At 56.8% G+C, this 18,773-nt stretch carries 13 protein-coding genes and 1 tRNA gene; 10 read left to right on the forward strand and 4 right to left on the reverse strand.

Annotated elements, in window-relative coordinates; genetic code table 11:
- Positions 1 to 12: 12 nt before the first annotated feature.
- The 3 genes from N879_RS16370 (at position 13) to N879_RS16380 (ending at position 4,897) form a co-directional block, all read left to right on the forward strand.
- Complete coding sequence (locus tag N879_RS16370; protein ID WP_009455033.1) at positions 13 to 945, forward strand: M23 family metallopeptidase; 933 nt, start codon at positions 13 to 15, stop codon at positions 943 to 945.
- A gap of 119 nt (positions 946 to 1,064) precedes the next feature.
- Positions 1,065 to 3,791 carry a preprotein translocase subunit SecA gene (gene secA / locus N879_RS16375; protein ID WP_009455031.1) on the forward strand — a complete coding sequence of 909 codons (2,727 nt, stop codon included), beginning with the start codon at positions 1,065 to 1,067 and terminating at the stop codon, positions 3,789 to 3,791.
- A gap of 212 nt (positions 3,792 to 4,003) precedes the next feature.
- On the forward strand, positions 4,004 to 4,897 hold the full coding sequence (locus tag N879_RS16380; protein ID WP_022983459.1) for a DUF1932 domain-containing protein: 894 nt from the start codon (positions 4,004 to 4,006) through the stop codon (positions 4,895 to 4,897).
- 281 nt (positions 4,898 to 5,178) lie between these two features.
- On the opposite strand, the gene mgtE is transcribed toward N879_RS16380, so the two are convergent.
- From mgtE to N879_RS16395, 3 genes are all read right to left on the reverse strand, one after another.
- Positions 5,179 to 6,660, reverse strand: coding sequence for a magnesium transporter (gene mgtE, locus N879_RS16385; protein WP_009455029.1), 1,482 nt, complete (start codon positions 6,658 to 6,660; stop codon positions 5,179 to 5,181).
- A 21-nt stretch (positions 6,661 to 6,681) separates the two neighbouring features.
- Entirely contained in the window at positions 6,682 to 7,026 is a 345-nt protein-coding gene (locus N879_RS16390) for an acyl-CoA thioesterase (protein WP_003803527.1), read from the reverse strand.
- A gap of 185 nt (positions 7,027 to 7,211) precedes the next feature.
- The gene (locus tag N879_RS16395; RefSeq protein ID WP_009455028.1) at positions 7,212 to 8,411 is read right to left on the reverse strand and encodes a M20 aminoacylase family protein; all 1,200 of its coding nucleotides are present in this window, start codon (positions 8,409 to 8,411) and stop codon (positions 7,212 to 7,214) included.
- 80 nt (positions 8,412 to 8,491) lie between these two features.
- Here N879_RS16395 and N879_RS16400 point away from each other — a divergent pair, with 80 nt between their 5' ends.
- Positions 8,492 to 10,189 (forward strand): long-chain-fatty-acid--CoA ligase, encoded by a 1,698-nt coding sequence (locus N879_RS16400; protein WP_009455026.1) that lies wholly within the window; start codon positions 8,492 to 8,494, stop codon positions 10,187 to 10,189.
- 160 nt (positions 10,190 to 10,349) lie between these two features.
- On the opposite strand, the gene N879_RS16405 is transcribed toward N879_RS16400, so the two are convergent.
- Positions 10,350 to 11,213 (reverse strand): inositol monophosphatase family protein, encoded by an 864-nt coding sequence (locus N879_RS16405; protein ID WP_009455018.1) that lies wholly within the window; start codon positions 11,211 to 11,213, stop codon positions 10,350 to 10,352.
- A 132-nt stretch (positions 11,214 to 11,345) separates the two neighbouring features.
- Here N879_RS16405 and mnmC point away from each other — a divergent pair, with 132 nt between their 5' ends.
- The 6 genes from mnmC (at position 11,346) to N879_RS16435 (ending at position 18,627) form a co-directional block, all read left to right on the forward strand.
- The gene (gene mnmC, locus N879_RS16410) at positions 11,346 to 13,211 is read left to right on the forward strand and encodes an FAD-dependent 5-carboxymethylaminomethyl-2-thiouridine(34) oxidoreductase MnmC (RefSeq protein ID WP_022983461.1); all 1,866 of its coding nucleotides are present in this window, start codon (positions 11,346 to 11,348) and stop codon (positions 13,209 to 13,211) included.
- 151 nt (positions 13,212 to 13,362) lie between these two features.
- The gene (locus N879_RS16415; RefSeq protein ID WP_009455016.1) at positions 13,363 to 15,531 is read left to right on the forward strand and encodes a glycoside hydrolase family 31 protein; all 2,169 of its coding nucleotides are present in this window, start codon (positions 13,363 to 13,365) and stop codon (positions 15,529 to 15,531) included.
- 265 nt (positions 15,532 to 15,796) lie between these two features.
- Positions 15,797 to 15,872: transfer RNA gene (locus N879_RS16420), tRNA-Lys, on the forward strand.
- Between the two features lie 246 nt (positions 15,873 to 16,118).
- Positions 16,119 to 17,129 (forward strand): methionine ABC transporter ATP-binding protein, encoded by a 1,011-nt coding sequence (locus N879_RS16425; RefSeq protein ID WP_009455014.1) that lies wholly within the window; start codon positions 16,119 to 16,121, stop codon positions 17,127 to 17,129.
- Positions 17,126 to 17,785, forward strand: coding sequence for a methionine ABC transporter permease (locus tag N879_RS16430; RefSeq protein ID WP_022983463.1), 660 nt, complete (start codon positions 17,126 to 17,128; stop codon positions 17,783 to 17,785). Before N879_RS16425 ends, N879_RS16430 begins: the two co-directional genes overlap by 4 nt.
- 50 nt (positions 17,786 to 17,835) lie before the next feature.
- Positions 17,836 to 18,627, forward strand: coding sequence for a MetQ/NlpA family ABC transporter substrate-binding protein (locus tag N879_RS16435; RefSeq protein WP_009455007.1), 792 nt, complete (start codon positions 17,836 to 17,838; stop codon positions 18,625 to 18,627).
- Positions 18,628 to 18,773 lie beyond the last annotated feature (146 nt).

The raw sequence follows: 18,773 nt of genomic DNA on the forward strand, positions 1-18,773 counted from the left end.
GGTTATACGATAGTGGATCAACATAAAGACTATACGTCCTTAGATGCCAAAGCCAAAGGGGTGCGCCGTACGGTGATCGCCCTGGTGGCTCTGGTATCGCTGGGCGTTTCCGCAGCGGCGGGAGCTCTGGTGCAGTCGCACTGGGGTGAACGCGGTGGCGTGTCGCTGGACGCGGATATGGCCCAGAGCCAGGCCGCTGCCATGCAGGACAACGTGACCCGCCTGGCCGAAAAAGTCGGCGGTTTGCAGGCCAAACTGATCGAGATGGACGGTGTCAGCAAGCGCGTGGCCAAGGCGGCCGGCATTGAGTACACCGATCCGGAGCTGGCCGGTGCCATGCCCGTGCAGGATCTGGCCGTCATGGACAGCATGGATGGAGCCGATCTGGTCTGGAACGCCGACCGTCTGGGCGAGCAGCTGGATAATCTGGCCAAACAGATGTCCGAGCAACAGGACTGGTTTCAGATGCTGGATTCCGTGCTGACCGAGCGTACCGGCAACGAAGCCCGTCTGCCCAATTACCGTCCGGTGGATTATGACGAGGTAGCTTCTTCCTTTGGCTGGCGTCGTCACCCGATTTCGGGCCGTCATGCCTTGCACGAAGGCCTGGACTTTCCAGCACCCAAGGGGACGCCTATCTATGCCGCATCCGGTGGGGTGGTATCGGAAGCCCGCTATATGACCGGCTACGGCAAGCTGGTGGAAATCAATCATGGCAATGGCATGAGCACGCGATACGCCCATGCGTCATCAATCGTTGTTAAATTAGGCGACGTAGTAGAAAAAGGGCAGTTGATCGCCCGTGTCGGATCTACCGGGCAGTCCACAGGTTCGCACCTGCACTTTGAAGTGCGCATGGCCGGACATGCTCTGGATCCCAAGCTTTTTCTGCCGGCGCGTGAGTATGTAGAACAGCAGATCGCGCAATTGGATTCGGACAAGTAGTTCCGTCTTGCAGCATGTGCGTTAAACTGATTGTTTGCTTGCGCATCCCTTTTAACCAGAGATAGGCTCGAGGCACAGATTCAAGCCCTTGCGGCCTCGCCTACATTGACGACACAAGAATGGTTTCATTGCTGAAAAAGCTTATTGGCAGTCGTAACGACCGACTGCTCAAACAGTACCGTAAGCAGGTCGCCCAGATTAATGCTCTTGAGCCTACTATTCAGGGCCTGAGCGACGAGGCCTTGGCAGCCAAGACGCAGGAGCTGCGCCAACGTGTTCAGGATGGCGCCTCGCTTAACTCGCTCCTGCCCGAGGCTTTTGCTGTAGTACGCGAGGCGGGTGTCCGTGTATTTGGCATGCGCCACTTTGACGTGCAGATGCTCGGTGCCATTGCCTTGCACAACGGCAAGATTTCCGAAATGCGTACGGGTGAGGGTAAAACCCTGACCGCGACTTTGGCCGTGTACCTGAATGCACTGTCCGGCAAAGGCGTGCACGTGGTGACCGTCAATGATTACCTGGCTCGACGCGATGCGAACTGGATGGGGCGTCTGTACAACTTCCTGGGTCTGAGCGTGGGCGTCGTAGTTCCCCAGCAAGACAATGCCGAGAAGATTGCTGCCTACCAGGCTGACATTACCTACGGTACCAACAACGAATTTGGTTTTGACTACCTGCGCGACAATATGGAATACCGCGCCGAGGATCGCCGCCAGCGCGGTTTGTCCTACGCGATTGTCGACGAAGTTGACTCCATCCTGATCGACGAAGCCCGTACACCGCTGATCATCTCCGGCCAGGCCGAAGACAATACCGAGCTGTACGTGCGCATGAACGTGGTTCCGCCCATGCTGACCCGCATGACGCAAGAGCCTCGTCCACACGAGCCCGAGCCCGAAGGCGACTTCTGGGTCGATGAAAAGGGCCAGCAGGTTCATATTTCCGAAGCCGGTCACGAACGTGCCGAGCAGATCCTGACCGAAATCGGTTTGCTTCCCGAAGGCGAGTCGCTGTACGAACCGCGCCACATTTCCCTGATGCACCACCTGATGGTCGCTCTGCGCGCCCACAACCTGTTCTTCCGCGACCAGCAATACGTGGTCCAGGACGGCGAAGTGGTGATTGTGGACGAATTTACCGGCCGTTTGATGGCTGGTCGCCGCTGGTCGGATGGCTTGCACCAGGCTGTGGAAGCCAAGGAAGGCGTTCGCATCCAGAACGAAAACCAGACGCTGGCTTCGATTACTTTCCAGAACTACTTCCGTATGTACGACAAGCTGTCGGGCATGACGGGTACGGCCGATACCGAAGCCTATGAGTTCCAGGAAATCTATAGTCTTGAAACCGTCATCATTCCACCGAATCGTCCGCTGGCCCGCAAGGATCAGAACGACCAGGTCTTCAAAACCGATGACGAGAAGTTCAATGCCATTCTGAAAGACATTCAGGACTGTCACGAGCGTGGTCAGCCTGTACTGGTAGGTACCACCAGCATTGAAAACTCCGAGCTGATTTCCACACGCTTGAATGCCGCTGGCGTCAAGCACGAGGTGCTGAACGCCAAGCAACACGCCCGTGAAGCCGACATCGTGGCTGAAGCTGGTATGCCCGGTCACGTGACCATCGCCACCAATATGGCCGGTCGTGGTACGGACATTGTCTTGGGTGGCAGCATCGAACGTGCAATTTCTCAGGTGCGTGAAGACGAGTCCCTGAGTGCCGAGCAGAAAGAAGCCAAGATCCAGGCTATTCGTGCTGCTTGGGAACCGCTGAACCAGCAGGTCAAACAGGCTGGTGGTTTGCGCATTATTGGTACCGAGCGTCACGAATCCCGCCGTATCGACAACCAGCTGCGTGGTCGTGCCGGTCGTCAGGGTGACCCAGGTTCCTCGCGTTTCTACCTGTCGCTGGAAGATTCGCTGATGCGCATCTTCGCCGGTGATCGTGTGCGCGCCATCATGGAGCGTCTGCGTTTGCCGGAAGGCGAGCCTATCGAAGCCCGCATGGTGACTCGTTCCATCGAATCCGCTCAGCGCAAGGTCGAGGCCCGCAACTTCGATATTCGTAAACAGTTGCTGCAGTATGACGACGTGGCCAACGATCAGCGCAAGGTGATCTACGCCCAGCGTAATGAAGTGCTGGAGTCGGCTGATATTTCCGACACCATCAGCAGCCTGCGCGAAGCCGCCGTCAGCCGTCTGTTCCGTGAATACGTGCCGCAAGACACCATGGAAGAGCAATGGGATATTCCCGGCTTGACCACCGCTTTGCAAAGCACCTTCCAGATTGAGCTGCCTTTGGCTGAAATGCTGGAGAAAGAATCCAATCTGACCGACGATGACTTGCATGATCGCGTTATCGAAGAATCCCAGCGTCTGCTGCAAGCCAAGATTGATCTGGTGGGGCAGCCTAACTGGGGCAACTTCGAGCGCTCCGTGCTCTTGCAGTCCATTGATACGCAATGGCGTGGCCATTTGCAGGCCCTGGATCACCTGCGTCAGGGGATTCATCTGCGCGGTTATGCCCAGAAAGACCCCAAACAGGAATACAAGCGTGAAGCTTTCGAGCTGTTCTCCGACATGCTGGACCGTGTGCGTGATGAAGTGGTCAAAGTGCTGATGACCGTGCGTATTCAGACTCCGGAGCAGGTCGAGGAAGCCGCGGTTGAGGTTCCTGCCAATTCCAATGTCCGTTTCCATCATTCGGATTACGATGCTGCCTTGAGCGGTGAAGATCCCGGTCTGGACGAAGCGGCCAAGGGCGAAGTGCCACGCGTAGGCCGTAACGATCCTTGCCCATGCGGCAGCGGCAAGAAATACAAGCAGTGCCATGGGCGCTTGAACTGATTCTGACTCAAGCTGCCCAGCCTGCAGGCTGCGAGATCAAACCCCATGAGCCCCTGGCGCATGGGGTTTTTTCTTGGATGCCAGTTTTGTTGCTGCGAACTGATCTGTGAATGGTTATATCCCGCTCATGCAGTGCCGTTTTTCCCTGTAAGCTACAGGACGCAGCTTGGTGCTACCGGCTGCAGCTGATCGTTTCTTCTGTGTGTTTTTCTATGACAACATCTCCCTTATTGCATCGTGTTGCCCTGATCGGGGCGGGCGAAGTCGCGCATTTTTATGGTGCTGCCTTGAAGTCGGCTGGTGTGCAGGTGCCGTTTATCCTGGTGCGCCGGGAAAGTGCCGCAGCCGGCGAACTGGCGCAGCAATTGGGAGCGAAACTGTGTTTGCAGGCGGATACGGATTGGCGGAGTCTTGACGGCGTGTTGTCGGCAGTGACGGGAACACAGGCAGACATAGTGGCCAAGGCCGTCATGCCGCATTTGTCTGTGGGAACGCTGTACATGGACTTGTGTACGGCCGAGCCCCAGGACATGGAGAGCATGGACGCTTTGGCGCGACAGCATGGAATCGAGCTGGCTGACCTGGCGATTATGGGCTCTGTGCCCTCTACAGGCGCTCAGACGGCTTTGTTGGCGGCAGGGCAAGGGGCAGGCAGGGCTGCGGCGTTTTGGCAGGCTCAGGGCGCTTCTGTGCGTATCTTGCCGGGACAGGCGGGGGATGCAATGCGCTTGAAGCTGCTGCGCAGTTTGATGACCAAGGGGCTGGAGGCCTTGGGAATTGAAAACTTGATGCTGGCCGAGCGCATGGGTTTGCGGGCCGAGCTGTATGAAGTCCTGGAGGATTTGAATCAGCGGGGCTTGCAGGACTTCATGGAGTCCTGCCTGCGCAGCCATCTGGTGCACGGCGTGCGCCGCCGAGACGAGGTTCTGCAAGTGCGTCGTCAGCTGGAGTTGGCAGGCATTGCGCCGCGAGTGACCAATGGCGTACTGGATTTTTTTGAGCACACGGCGCAGACCGAGTCTTTGCAAAGAGCTCAGGCCGTGGGGACACAGGAGAGTCTGGAAGTGTTCTTGGAAGAGGCCCGACAGTCGTCCTCACGCTCTTAGTTGTTCGGAAGGACAGTTTGTTGCTCGCGTTTGAGTCTGAGGTAACTTTTTTGGGGGGCTATCAAGTTTTTCCCTTCGGGAAAGGGTAAAGAGCTTGTGCTTAATAAGATGAAGCACACATACTGAAATTCAACGTTCAGCAGTCCGATATTTAGATGTTCCAGTGGCCGGATTTTCAGGCCCTCTGGGGCCAAAAGATTAAAAGAGTCGATTGATTCCCTTTGATGCAGAAATAAAAAACCGGCCAGAAGCCGGTTTTTTTAATCATGCCTGCAGGTGATTTACAGCAAGAAAACTGTTGCCAGCCCCAGAAACAGCAAGAAACCCAGTGAGTCCGTCGCAAAGGTCAGCAATACCGAGGAGCCCACAGCAGGGTCATTGCCAAAGCGATCACGCAGAATCGGGATCATCACGCCCAGCGCCGCGCCAATCAACATATTGCCGATCATGGCGGCCATCATCACGGCAGCAATGGCGATCGAGTCGGAGATAAACCAGGCAAAGAATGCCGTTACCGCGCTGCCACAGACACCAACCAGAAAGGTCACCAGCAGTTCGCGCTTGATCAATGGCAGGACGTTGGAACCTGTGACTCGGCCGGTGGCAATGGCACGAATGATCATGGTCATGGTCTGGTTGCCGGAGTTGCCACCAATACCGGCCACAATCGACATCAGGAAAGCCAGGATCACGATGTGGCTGACGGTGTCCTCAAAGCGCGAGGCAATGAAGGAAGCCGTTGCCGCCGTACAGAGGTTGATCAGCAGCCAGGGAGCCCGGTTGCGGATAGCCGTACGGATGGGCGAGAAAATATCGTCCTCTTGCAGACCGGCACGAGACAGGGCCTGTTCTTCCGAGTCCTCTTGCAGCACGTCCACTACTTCGTCAATGGTGACTCGGCCAATCAGGCGGCCAATATCGTCCACCACAGGAGCAGACACCAGGTCATAACGCTCAAAGGCCCCGGCCGCATCCGAGTCCGAATCCAGTGGATTCAGCGTCAGATAATCGGTTGACATGACAGAGGACACCAGGGTTTCAGGCTCGCTGACTAACATGCGGGTCAGGGACAGTGTGCCTTGCAGTTTATCGGCCCGGTCCACCACGAAAATCTGGTCAGTGTGGTCTGGCAGTTCCTGCAAACGACGCAGGTAACGCAGGACCACTTCCAGGGTGACATCCTCGCGCACGCGCACCATGTCAAAGTCCATGATGGCGCCCACGGTGTCTTCGGGGTAGCCCATGGCTTCGATCAACTGTGCACGCTCCTCGTCCGTCAGGCCGCGCTGCACGGCTGCCACCACATCGGGCGGCAGGTCAGGGACCAGATCGGCAATTTCGTCGGCATCCATATTGCCGGCGGCCGCGATCAGGTCCGCGGCGTCCATGGAACGAATCAGCGATTCACGTGCCCAGTCGGCTACTTCCAGCAGCACGTCGGCGTCGTGCTCGGCATCCACCAATTGCCAGATGGCCTGGCGCTCCAGCTCGGGCAAGGACTCCAGAATGAAGGCAATGTCGGCCGGGTGCAGATCGTTCAGGATGGCCTTGATCTCGCTTTCATGCTGGCGATGGATCAAGCCCTCAAGCAGGTTGGAGCGGTCGTCGTCCTCGAACTGGCGCTGGGCCAGCGATTCCACCACTTCCTGGCGCTTGAGGATGTTTTTCAGGCGATAAAGTGCCTGCTGCGCATCCTCGGGCTCCAGGCGGCGTGGCTTGGGAGTGTCACTGGGCGAAGTAGGGGGTACCAGGTTTTCCTGCATAGGCCTGCCTGTCACGAATACTTAGAGAGGGGGCAGCGGGCGGCTGCGGCGCTCGTCATCGGTAGCCACATAGGTAAGCGTGGCTTCCGTTACCTTGACCGTTTCAAGTTGCAGGCGTTTGCGTTCTGCATACACTTCCACCGAAACCGTAATGGAGGTGCGGCCTGTTTTGATGATTTCTGTGTAGAAACTGAGCAAATCACCCACAAACACGGGCTGCTTGAAGGTGAAGGCATTCACGGAAATGGTGGCAACCCGGCCTTGGGCGCGTCGTGTTGCAGGAATCGCTCCGGCAATGTCCACCTGGGACATGATCCAGCCACCAAACACGTCACCGTGAATATTGGCGTCTGTGGGCATGGGCATGACGCGCAGGGTGGGGGCTCCGTCCGGGAGCGAAGAGATGTTGCTTGAAGTAGTCACAAATACTCCCGTATTGGAAGAAAGGGTGGTGGGACAGATGCCCGTCGCGCGGAGCGCACGCCGTCAACAATAGAACCTGCCATTGTAACGGCCAGCTTTGGCTCCGCTATGAAACATTTGTTAAAGCATCAACGGTGTTGTGCCAGCCAGTCCAGAGCCAATTTGGCCCAATAGCTGGCACCAATAGGAATCAGGGCGTCGTTGAAGTCGTAGCTGCCGTTGTGCAGCATGCACGGACCCATGCCGTGGCCCTGGCTGCGGTGGTCGCCATCGCCATTGCCTAGCCAGACATAGCAGCCGGGGACTTCTTGCAACATGAAGGAGAAATCTTCGGCGCCCATGGAAGGGCGGATGTCCTGAAGCAGCTTGTCGGGGCCAACCAGCTCCTTGATGACTTGTGCGCAAAAGGCCGCTTGCTCGGGATTATTGATGGTGGGAGGGTAGCGGCGGTCAAAGTCGAACTCGGCCTTGCAACCCTGGGCGGCACAGCTTTGCTCGCAAAGTTCGCGCATGCGGGTCTCGACCAGGTCCAGGGCTTCGGTGGAGAAGGTGCGTACCGTGCCGCGCATGACGGCTTCGTTGGGAATAACGTTATCGGCAGAGCCGGCATGAATCTGGGTAATGCTCAGCACCACGGGTTCGAGGGGGTCCACATTGCGGCTGACAATGGTTTGCAGACTTTGCGCCAGTTGCACGGCCGCCATGATGGGGTCCACGCCCAGATGGGGCATGCCTCCATGGGCGCCTTTGCCTTCAATGCGAATTTCAAAGGTATTGCTGGAGGCCATCATGCCGCCTGGCAAAACCCCGAAGGTGCCGGCAGGCATGCCGGGCCAGTTATGCAGGCCAAAAACAGCTTGCATGGGGAACAGCGTGAACAAGCCATCCTTGATCATTTCGCGTGCGCCGCCAAAACCTTCTTCGGCAGGCTGAAAAATCAGATAGATGGTGCCCGCAAAATCACGGTGCTCGGACAGGTAGCGCGCTGCACCCAGCAGCATGGCGGTATGTCCATCGTGTCCACAGGCATGCATCTTGCCGTCGTGACGGCTTTTGTGTTCGAACTCGTTCAGCTCCTGCATGGGCAGGGCGTCCATATCGGCGCGCAGCCCCACGGATGGACCTTCGCCGCCCGTACCCTTCAGGATACCGACAACGCCTGTCACGCCCAGGCCACGATGTACCGGAATATCCCATTTCTCCAGCCAGGACGCGACTTGATCGGCCGTCCGGGTTTCCTCGAAAGCCAGTTCGGGGTAGGTGTGGAGATCGCGCCGGATAGCCGCAATTTCATGCGACCAGGCGGAAATGGGTTCAAACAGCTTCATGATGCGGGCTTGTCCTTGGGTTTGAACAATAAAGTAGAGTAGAGTTAACCATAAATAAACACGTATTAGGTGACAAGCCCTTGGATACTCAGCAAAAACCTTGGCTCGAGCATTATCCGGCCTCCGTGCCCCATGAGATTCAGTTAGGCGCCGAGCAGACCTTGATCGATTGTCTGGATGCCGCCATGAAAAAGCATAAGGACAGGACTGCGCTGACCTTTATGGGGCATGACATTTCCTATGAACATCTGGACCGCAGCGCGGATGCCTTCGCGGCTTGGTTACAGGCACAGGGGCTGGAGCGTGGCAGCCGTGTGATGTTGATGCTGCCCAATGGTTTGCCCTTCCTGATTTGCTTGCTGGGCACCATGCGGGCGGGCATGGTGGGCGTCAATACCAACCCGCAATACACCGAACGCGAACTGGAGTTCCAACTGGCCGATAGCCAGGCTCAGGTCATTGTGATTCTGGAAACCTTTGCGCATGTGCTGCAGCAAGTTCCTGACAATGTGAAGCCTGCCCACGTGGTGTTGAGTACCGTGGGTGATCTGATGGGGCTCAAGGGCAGCGTGGTGAATTTCGCCGTGCGTTATTTGAAACGCATGGTGCCGTCTTATTCTTTGCCGGGTTCGCACAGTCTGAAGGCCGTGCTGGAGCAGGGCAGCAAATTGAGCCTGAGCCGTCAGCCCGCCAAACCGGATGATCTGGCGCTGTTGCAATACACGGGCGGTACAACGGGCCGCCCTAAAGGCGCCATGTTGAGCCAGCGCAATTTGATGGCAAACGTCTTGCAGGTGGAGGCCGTGGGCTTTCCCGCTTTGGGCGACTTTAAAGGTCCGGCTTACACCATGATGGTGGCCTTGCCGCTGTATCACATCTTTGCGCTGACGGTTTGCGGTCTGTTTGCCATGTATGCAGGTATGCATATGGTGCTGGTGATGAATCCGCGCGATCTCAATTCGGTTTACAAGGCCTGGAAACGCAATCCGCCTGAAGTTGTTCCAGCGGTGAATACCTTGTTCAATGCGCTGGCGAATCACGAAAAATTCCGTACCTTGCCGTTTGCGCAGCTCAAACTGTGTCTGGCCGGTGGTGCCGCCTTGCAAAAAGCCGTGGCCGAGCGTTGGCTGGCTGTGACGGGCTGCCCTTTGATTGAAGGCTATGGTCTGTCGGAAACCTCCCCGGTGGTGGCGGTGAACTCGACGGATTCACGCGATTACAGTGGCACGATTGGATTTCCCTTGCCTTCAACCGATGTGCTCTTGCTGGATGAACAGGGGCAACCGGTTGCCATGGGCGAACAAGGCGAGCTGGCCGTCAAAGGGCCGCAGGTTATGTCGGCTTACTGGAACCAGCCGGAGGAAACCGCCAATGTCTTTACGCCTAATGGTTTCTTGAAGACGGGTGATATCGGTGTCATGGATCAGCAGGGACGTATTCGTCTAGTGGATCGCAAGAAAGACATGATTCTGGTGTCGGGCTTCAACGTTTATCCCAATGAAATTGAAGACGTAGTGGCGGCGCATCCTGATGTGCTGGAAGTGGCGGCGGTGGGGGTGCCCAGCGAGCACAGTGGTGAAAGCATCAAGCTGTTCGTGGTCAAACGTAATCCGTCCTTGACTGAAGCCGATATCAAGCAATGGTGCAAAGAGCGTCTGACGGCGTACAAGCGTCCCCGCATTATTGAGTTCCGTGATGAGCTGCCCAAAAGCAATGTGGGCAAGATCTTGCGCCGCGTCCTGCGGGATGAGCAAGCCAAGCCTGAAGCGCAGGCTTGATTTGGAGGTTTGGAGGACGGGACGATTACTCAGCAAATCGCTAAACCTGGCCTGCAACCTGATCTGTATGAAAAAAGCGAGCCGTTTTTAAATGGCTCGCTTTTTTATCGGGCGATGAAGATCAGAGCAGGAGGTTTGGCAACTGGCCCCGAATAAGGCGTTAAGGCTTGGGTTTGGTCGGACGCTGTGTCAGCGACGGACGCACCATGCCCAGCAACTCATCGGCAATGTGGGCATTGCCTGCGTAGACGTGACCGCTGACGGGCCAGGGCTCTTCCTGATACAGGTCCTGACACACACCCTTGGCTTCACGCACCAGCAAGGTGCCAGCGGCAACGTCCCAAGGGGCCAGGCCCATTTCCCAGTAACCGTCGTAACGCCCACAAGCCACCCAGGCCAGATCCAGCGCGGCGGCACCCATGCGGCGCACACCACGGCTGCCTGTAATGGAGGCGTTCAGGCTGGGCATGTATTGGTCGGAAAAAGAGAAGTCGCGGAAGGGAAAGCCTGTGGCCAATACCGAGTCCGCCAGTTTTTTCGATGAGGATGTCTGAATACGGCTGCCATTCAACCAGGCGCCCACACCGTACATGGCGGTAAACAGCTCTTCGCGATTGGGGTCGTAGACCACGGCAATGACCGGCGTGTCCTGGGTCAGAACGCCGTTATCCATTTGCGTGCCGGCCGGGGCAATCAGGGCAACTGAGACGGCATAGTGAGGAATGCCGTGCAGGAAGTTGGTCGTGCCATCCAGCGGGTCGATATACCAGGTGGGACGGCCTGTATTCACACCGCCGCTTTCCTCGGCCACGATATCAATGTCCGGGGTGCGCTCCATCAGCACACTGATGCAGGCCTGCTCGGCTTCATGATCGGCTTGCGACACCAGATCGTTGTGCATTTTGTTGCTGATCACCAGAGAGCTACGGTCCGACGCATAGGCTTGTAAAATAGCGGCGGCGGCATGGGCTGCGGTAACAGCAGCGTCCAGGCAGGCGCTGAGCGGTAAACGTGACAATGGCATGGCAATCCGGTTTTAAAAAAGAAAAGTCTGAAGCTGAGACTTTTCATTGTACGTGTTTGTTGGTGTCAGTTTGATTAAGGCCAGTTTAAGGGGTTAGAGCGTGTGTGAGTGTTGTTATGGGCAGGAAAATTAATGGCTGCCTCTGCGTTTGAGCCCCTGGTCCCGGCCGTTCTGGAATTCAATGAGCGTGGCGTGCCTGTCAGCGCGGTGTATCAGGATAGCTATCACCCGGCAGATGGCCCTTTGGGGCAGGCACGACGGGTGTTTCTGCACGGTAATGGTCTGCCCGAGCGTTGGCGGGGGCGATCCCAATTTACGATTTGTGAAACCGGCTTTGGACTGGGGGCCAGCTTTCTGGCTACCTGGCAGGCCTGGCGTCAGGACCCGGAGCGCAGCCAGCGGCTGCATTTCGTGTCGGTTGAGGCTCATCCTTTCCGCCATTCAGATTTGGCGATTCTGTACGCCCGCTTGCCCGAGGAGTTGCAGACCCAAGCCCAGGAACTGCTGGCAGCCTGGCCCATACTGGTGCCGGGCATACACAGGCTGGAGCTGGATAGGGGACAAGTCACACTGACCTTGGCCTTTGGGCAAGCCGAAACCATGATGCGCGAGTTGCACTGCCATGCGGACGCGTTTTACCTGGATGGCTTTGCGCCCCGTGGCAATCCTTCCATGTGGTCGCGGTCGGTCCTGGGGCAACTGGTGCGTCTGGCTGCGCCGGGGGCGACAGCGGCTTCCTGGTGCTGTGCCGGGCAGGTGCGACGTGATCTGGCCTCGGTAGGTTTTGAAGTGGAAAAAGTCCCCGGTGCCGGGGGGAAGTGGTGCACCATTCGCGCTCGCTTGCGTCCCCACCTGGGACGACGCAGCAATTTGCCACCACAGCAAGGGCGGGCGGTAGTGATTGGTGCCGGTTTGGCGGGGGCGACCTGTGCCTGGGAGTTGGCCCGCAAAGGTGTGCCCGTTCTGGTTTGTGATCCGGCACTGAGCCAGGGCCTGGATGCGACGCATCAAGGTCACCGTCTGGCTGCCATCTCCCCCGTGTTCGCCCTGGATGATGCCCCCTTGGCCCGCTTGAGCCGTAATGCTGTTCTGCATGCCTGGCAGGGCTGGAAAGACTTGCCGGAAGCGGCTCGCCCGCGTCGAGTCGGAACCTTGGTGTTTGGCCAGGCGGGCAATAGTGATGCCGAAATTCAGCAGGCGCTGGAGCGTTTGGCCTTGGACCAGGATTGGGTGCAATGGCTGGATCGTGAGCAGGGCTCGGCCTTGGCTGGGGTGCCGCTGCAAGGCGGTGGCCTGTATTTTCCGCAAGGCATGGTGGTGAATCCCGGTGCACTGGTGGCTCATCTGCTGGATCACCCCTTGATTCAATGTCTGCCAGAGCAGGTGTCCTTGCGAGCCGGCCAGGAGCCGGGGGTGTGGGATATCTGCAATCAGCAGGGGGAGCGCCTGGAAAGCAGCAATCGTGTAGTGATAGCCGCGGCAGCCCAAAGCCTGAGTTTGCTGCCCGACGAGTTCTTGGCCCAGCATCCTCTACCACGGTTGGCGGCCATGCAACGTCTGGCCGGGCAGGTGACATACTTGCCTGCCGACCAGGCTTTGACTCGTGGTGAAGTGACTTTAAGTGGTCAGGGCTATATCCTGCCTGTAGACCCGCAGGGGCAAGTTATCGGCAGCACCTACGAACGTTTTGGTGAATCTGCCCAGGTCAGCCGCCAGGGCCATCAGCAAAATATAGAAAAAGTTTCTGTCATGCTGGCCAATCCCGCTGTGACGGTGGCAACACCTGCACAAGGATGGGCCGGTTGGCGCTGTGCTTTAAGTGATCATTTGCCCGTGATGGGTTTTGTGCCGGGCCTGCCCGGTTTGTTTATGGCTGCGGCTTACGGCTCACGTGGTTTGAGTTGGAGCCTGCTGGCAGCCAGTTTGTTTGCCGCTTATTGTCTGGAGGAACCCATTCCTTTGGAGCGGCGTTTGGAGCAAGCCTTAATACCTCGCTAAGGCCCTTTTTTCGAATTATTTCGGCGAAATGTGAAGCAACATTTTCCTTTGTAGCGCAAATACGTCAAAATAGTGGCCTTGTTAAGTAATCTTGAGCGTGACCCTGCGATCAGCATCGTGCCGTTCGCTCCACTCTGACGACGTGACACAATTGTTTAATCATCTGAGTTTGTTGACGACGAAACCGGCCCAGGCCGATTTCGCTTTTGTCGAAACCGATTTTGCGCTGCGCATCGAAGCTCATGCGCCGGGTGTTTTTCGTTTCCGCTGTATGCCGGCTACCCGGCTCGATAATGAAAAGCTCAGTACCCGTGCCAAAGCTTTGGGCGATATGCTGCTGGCCCGCCATGAGGCGGTCAGCGAATTTCAACTGGAAGCAGCCGATTCGGGCTGGCGGATTGAGCAGGGCGAGCTTGCCCTGCACATTCAGGCCAATCCGTGGCGCTTTGAGGTCCGGCGTGGCGAGCAACTGCTCTTGAGCAGTGGCGATCAGCCATTGATGCTCGAGCAAGAGCCCAACAGTTGCTGGCAGCTGGTTCTGGCCCTGGCCGAGGAAGACGCCCTGTATGGTTTGGGCGAAACCCTGGGCGAACTGGACCGCCGCGAGGAAACGGTTGATACCGATCGTCCGGACGACCGCAGCCTGCCTTTGCTCTGGAGCACCCAAGGCTGGGGTTTATACATCAATACCTTCGAGCGGGTTGAACATGATCTGGGTCAGCAAGACCTGGATGCGTACCGCGCTCGTGTACACGCTGCCGACCTGGATTTCTTCCTGTTCCTGGGTGATCCCAGCGAAATTATCAACCAGTACTCCGCCTTGACGGGCCGTGCTGGTCAGCCCGGTGTCACGCCTATGGGCTTGTGGCTGGATGGCGCTCAGGCGCAGGATGTAACGTCCTTGCGTGAGCTGGCCAATCAGTGCCGCGAGCAGGGCATTGCGCTGGATGTGGCCGTCTTGCCGCCACCGGAGCCTTACGATTTTCAGCAGGACAAGCCTACGCTGGAGTGGGATGCCGCCCGCATGGCTGACCCTCGCGACGCTTTCTCTGCCTTGCAGAATGATCAGTTGCAGCTGGCCGCCTGGACTCGTCCTTGCGTACTGGCGGGCACCAGCTTGTTCGAAGAGTGGGAAGATCGCGGTTGGTTGCTTATCAATGATGACGACGGCTGCGCCTATGTCTTCCCTGGCGACGAGCTAAGCGGTGGACGCGACTACGGTTTGCTGGACCTGACCCACAAAGACGTGTTCCGCATGTGGACCGAGCGCCAGCGTCAGATGGTCGACGATGGTCTGGGTGCCGTGCTGTGCAATGCCCGCTTTGATATTCCGGATGCCATCACCAGCCGTGGTGGCGAGTCTGGCGCCCTGTTGCGTGCAATTTACCCTGTGCTGGCACGTCAGGCCCTGTTTGATGCTGTTGCCGGTCACAAGACACCGCAAGAAGGCGTGGTTGCCAGCCGCGACCTGAGCCCATCTTCCCAGCGCTTTGCCTGGCAGTTGGGCCCGCAGGTGGAAAATACCTGGGCAGGTCTGACTGAATCCTTGAAGTCCGCCTTGGCTACCGGTAATAGCGGCGTGCCTATCCAGATTCATGGCTGGGGCAATGCGGCTGCATCGACTAGCGAAATGACGCCAGAGTTGTATCTGCGTTGGTTGGCCATGTCGGTTTTCTCGGCAAACTTCAGTCTGCAAGGTATTCCTGCCTTGCGTCCTGATGCGTTTGATGAAGAAACCCAGGCTCAGGTTGCTCATTGGCTGGAGTGGCGTTTCCGTCTGGTGCCTTATGTATTGGGCATTATTGAAGACGCCGTGCGTACTGGCTTGCCGGTACAGCGTTCCATGGCTCAAAGCTTCCCGGCAGATGCCCAGGCTCGCTTGTGGGATACCCAGTATTTGTTGGGTCCTGCCTTGCTGGTGGCTCCTGTCTTGCAGCCCGGCCAGGATATCGAGGTCTATCTGCCTGAAGGCGATGCCTGGTGGGATCTGAGCACGGGCTGGCGCTATGAAGGTGGCACCATCCTGAAAATGACTGTGGGTCTGGATCGCTTGCCGGTCTTTGGCCGCGAAGGCCATATGCTGTGTCTGGGACCGGTGGTCAAGCATACATCCGAGTTCAACTCGGCTCGTTTGCTGGATGAGGTCTGGATGTTTGGCATGCCCGAGCACAGCCCGGTTGTGATGCGCAACAAGATTCGCGTCATGCAGATGCAGGGTTCCAGCTACATCAAGGGTCTGGAAGGATTGAAGATCCTGCCGTCCGAAGGGCTTGAGGTCAAACGCCGTGGTGCCGAGGTTCGTATTTCTCGTGCCCGTTAAGTGCTAGACGAGCCTGATCGTCTTTGAATGCCTCCCGGCATTGGGGTCTGACCTCAGTCTCGGGAGGCATTTTCTATTTTCAGCAGTAAATGCTCCTGGATAGATGTTCCGATTTTGTTTCTGAAACAGGGAAAAGGGCAGGGGCGGGGCCTTAGCAAGACGCTGTTTTCAGGTTTTTTAAAGAAAAACGCCTTTTTTCCAATTATTTTGCATTTAGTGCTTGACGACTCCTTCGAATCAGGCCATAATTTCATCTTTCAGTCGGGGGTCGTTAGCTCAGTCGGTAGAGCAGCGGACTTTTAATCCGTTGGTCGCGCGTTCGAGTCGCGCACGACCCACCACTAAACTGAAACGTAGAAACAAGGCCGCTCTTAGCGGCCTTTTTCTTTGGGCGCTTGCCTTGCACAGCCAAGGTCACATCCGCGCATTGGCCGGTCGGAAATCTTGCTATACAGTGCAGCCCTCAGTATGGTTTCAATATTTCCTTGGGTTATATCTATCTGGTCATAGTCAAATTTGCTTTATGGTAAATTTCGCTTACAGCTCAGGCTTTTATAACTCGACTGACTAACTAGGCTGAGTTCATCTTGATTCGTCTTGAACACATCTCAAAAACCTATTCCCTGGCAGGCAAGACCGTTCATGCTTTGAACGACGTTTCCTTGCAGATTCACCAAGGAGAGGTCTTCGGTATTATTGGTCGCTCGGGTGCTGGGAAAAGTACGCTGATCCGCATGCTCAATCTGCTTGAGCAACCCAGTTCAGGTCAGGTCTGGGTACAGGATCAGGACATCACACGCTTTTCGGGTGCGCAGTTGCGCGCGTTCCGACAGGGCGTGGGTATGGTGTTCCAGCATTTCAATCTGCTCCATTCCCGCACGGTTCTGGATAATGTCTGTTTTCCTCTGCGCCTGGCAGGGGTGGATCGCGCCCAACGTCACGCTCGTGCTCTGGAAGTGCTGGAGCTGGTGGGCTTGAAGGACCATGCCAATAAGTATCCCCGTCAGTTATCGGGCGGACAGCAGCAGCGCGTCGGTATTGCCCGTGCCCTGGCCAATCGGCCACAGCTTTTGCTGTGCGACGAAGCGACCTCGGCGCTGGATCCGGAAACCACCCAGTCGATCTTGCGTTTGCTGCGCGAGATCAATCAGGAACTGGGGCTGACGATTGTCCTGATTACGCACGGCATGGATGTCATTCGCTCAGTCTGTGATCGGGTTGCCGTGATTGATGCCGGCAAGATCGTGGAGTGTGGTGAAGTGCTGGATGTGTTCCTGCACCCGCATCATCCCACTACGCAGTCCTTGCTCAGTGAAAGCGGCGTGAACGCTGACGACTGGCATGCCTTGGCAGAAGGTGTGCCCGGTAGTGTCATGCGCTTGAGCGTGCGCGGTGTGGCGACAACGGAGCCTTTGATCAGCCGCATTACCAGCCAGCTGGGGCTGAATGTCAGCATCTTGCAGGGAGCCATTGGCCGCATCAAAACCGAGCCTTACGGACAACTGGTGGTGGCCGTGCAAGGGGATGCGCAGGCTAAAGCAGGGCTGGATGCCTTGCTGACTGAATTGAATGTCCAATTTGAGGTATTGCGACCATGAACTTTAGCAACCTGGATTGGGCGCTGATTGGTGAAGCCACGATTGATACCTTGTTGATGACGGGTATTTCGCTGGGCTTTACCGCAATTATTGGTTTGCCATTAGGCGTGCTGCTGTTTCTGACCAGCCGCAAGCAGATGCTGGACAATGCCTGGATCTACCAGAGCTTGTCCTTGATCGTGAATATTTTGCGGTCCGTGCCGTTCCTGATTCTCCTGATCGTCATTATTCCTTTGACACGCATTCTGGCCGGTACGTCGTTGGGGGTGCAGGGCGCTATTCCACCCTTGGTCCTGAGCGCCGCGCCGTTTTTTGCCCGTTTGGTGGAAAACGTCCTGCGTGAACTGGACCCCGGTGTGAATGAGGCCTGCCGTGCCATGGGAGCGAACTCCCGTCAGACCGTTTTGCTGGCTTTGCTGCCTGAGGCGACGACCGGCATTGTGGCGGCCCTGATTGTGACCGCCATTGCCCTGGTGGGGTATTCGGCCATGTCCGGTGTGATCGGCGGCGGTGGCCTGGGTGACCTGGCCTTGCGCTTTGGTTATCAACGATATCAAACGGATGTCATGGTGGTGACCGTGACTATCCTGGTGGTGCTGGTGCAACTCCTGCAGGTGTTTGGAGACGCCATGGTGGCTCGCTTGAGCCGAAAATAAGTCCTGGCAGCTATCGTCATAGTCTTGCCTTTCTGAAACTGGAGTCGCTCATGTCTTTGAAGAAATTTGTTCCCGTTCTGGCCTTGTCCGTGTCGGCTCTGCTGGCCAGCGTGGCCCAAGCTGCCGAGACCCTGTCGGTTGCTGCTACCCCCGTGCCGCATGCCGAGCTGCTGGAGTTTGTGAAGCCTGCTTTGGCCAAGGAAGGTGTGAACCTGGATATCAAGGTGTTCACCGATTACGTGCAGCCCAACCAGCAAGTGGCTGACGGCCATATCGATGCCAACTTCTTCCAGCACAAACCTTACCTGGATACCTTCAATAAAGAACACAAAACCGATCTGGTGTCGGTGGCTGTGGTTCACGTTGAGCCCTTCGGTGCTTACTCCACCAAGATCAAGAGCCTGGATGAGCTGAAAGAAGGCGCGTTGGTGGCGATCCCTAACGATCCTTCCAACGGTGCCCGTGCCTTGCTGCTGCTGCAAAAAGCCGGTGTTCTGACTCTGAAAGATCCCTCCAACATTCTGGCAACCTCGCGTGATGTGGACCAGAACCCCAAGAAGCTGAAGTTCAAGGAGCTGGAAGCCGCTACCTTGCCTCGCGTTCTGGCTGATGTGGATATCGCCCTGATCAACACCAACTACGCGCTGGAAGCCGGTCTGAACCCCACCAAGGATGCTTTGGCTATCGAAGGTGCAGACTCCCCTTACGCCAACTTGATCGCTGTAGCTGCCAAGTCCAAGGATGACCCACGCGTGGCCAAGCTGATCCAGGCTCTGCATAGCGAAGACGTGAAGAAATTCATCGCTGACAAGTACAAAGGTTCTATTGTTCCTGCGTTCTGAATTTGAGTGTTGATACGACTCGCTGTATGAAAAAACCTCGGGATTTCCCGAGGTTTTTCTTTTTTTAAAACTATTAAATACAAACAGTTGTGCTGCTTCGGGTAGGATAGATCAACGCTGGGGCAGGTCATGAGCCTGCGCTGACT

The organism is Alcaligenes sp. EGD-AK7 (assembly GCF_000465875.3).
Taxonomy (GTDB): domain Bacteria; phylum Pseudomonadota; class Gammaproteobacteria; order Burkholderiales; family Burkholderiaceae_B; genus Alcaligenes; species Alcaligenes phenolicus.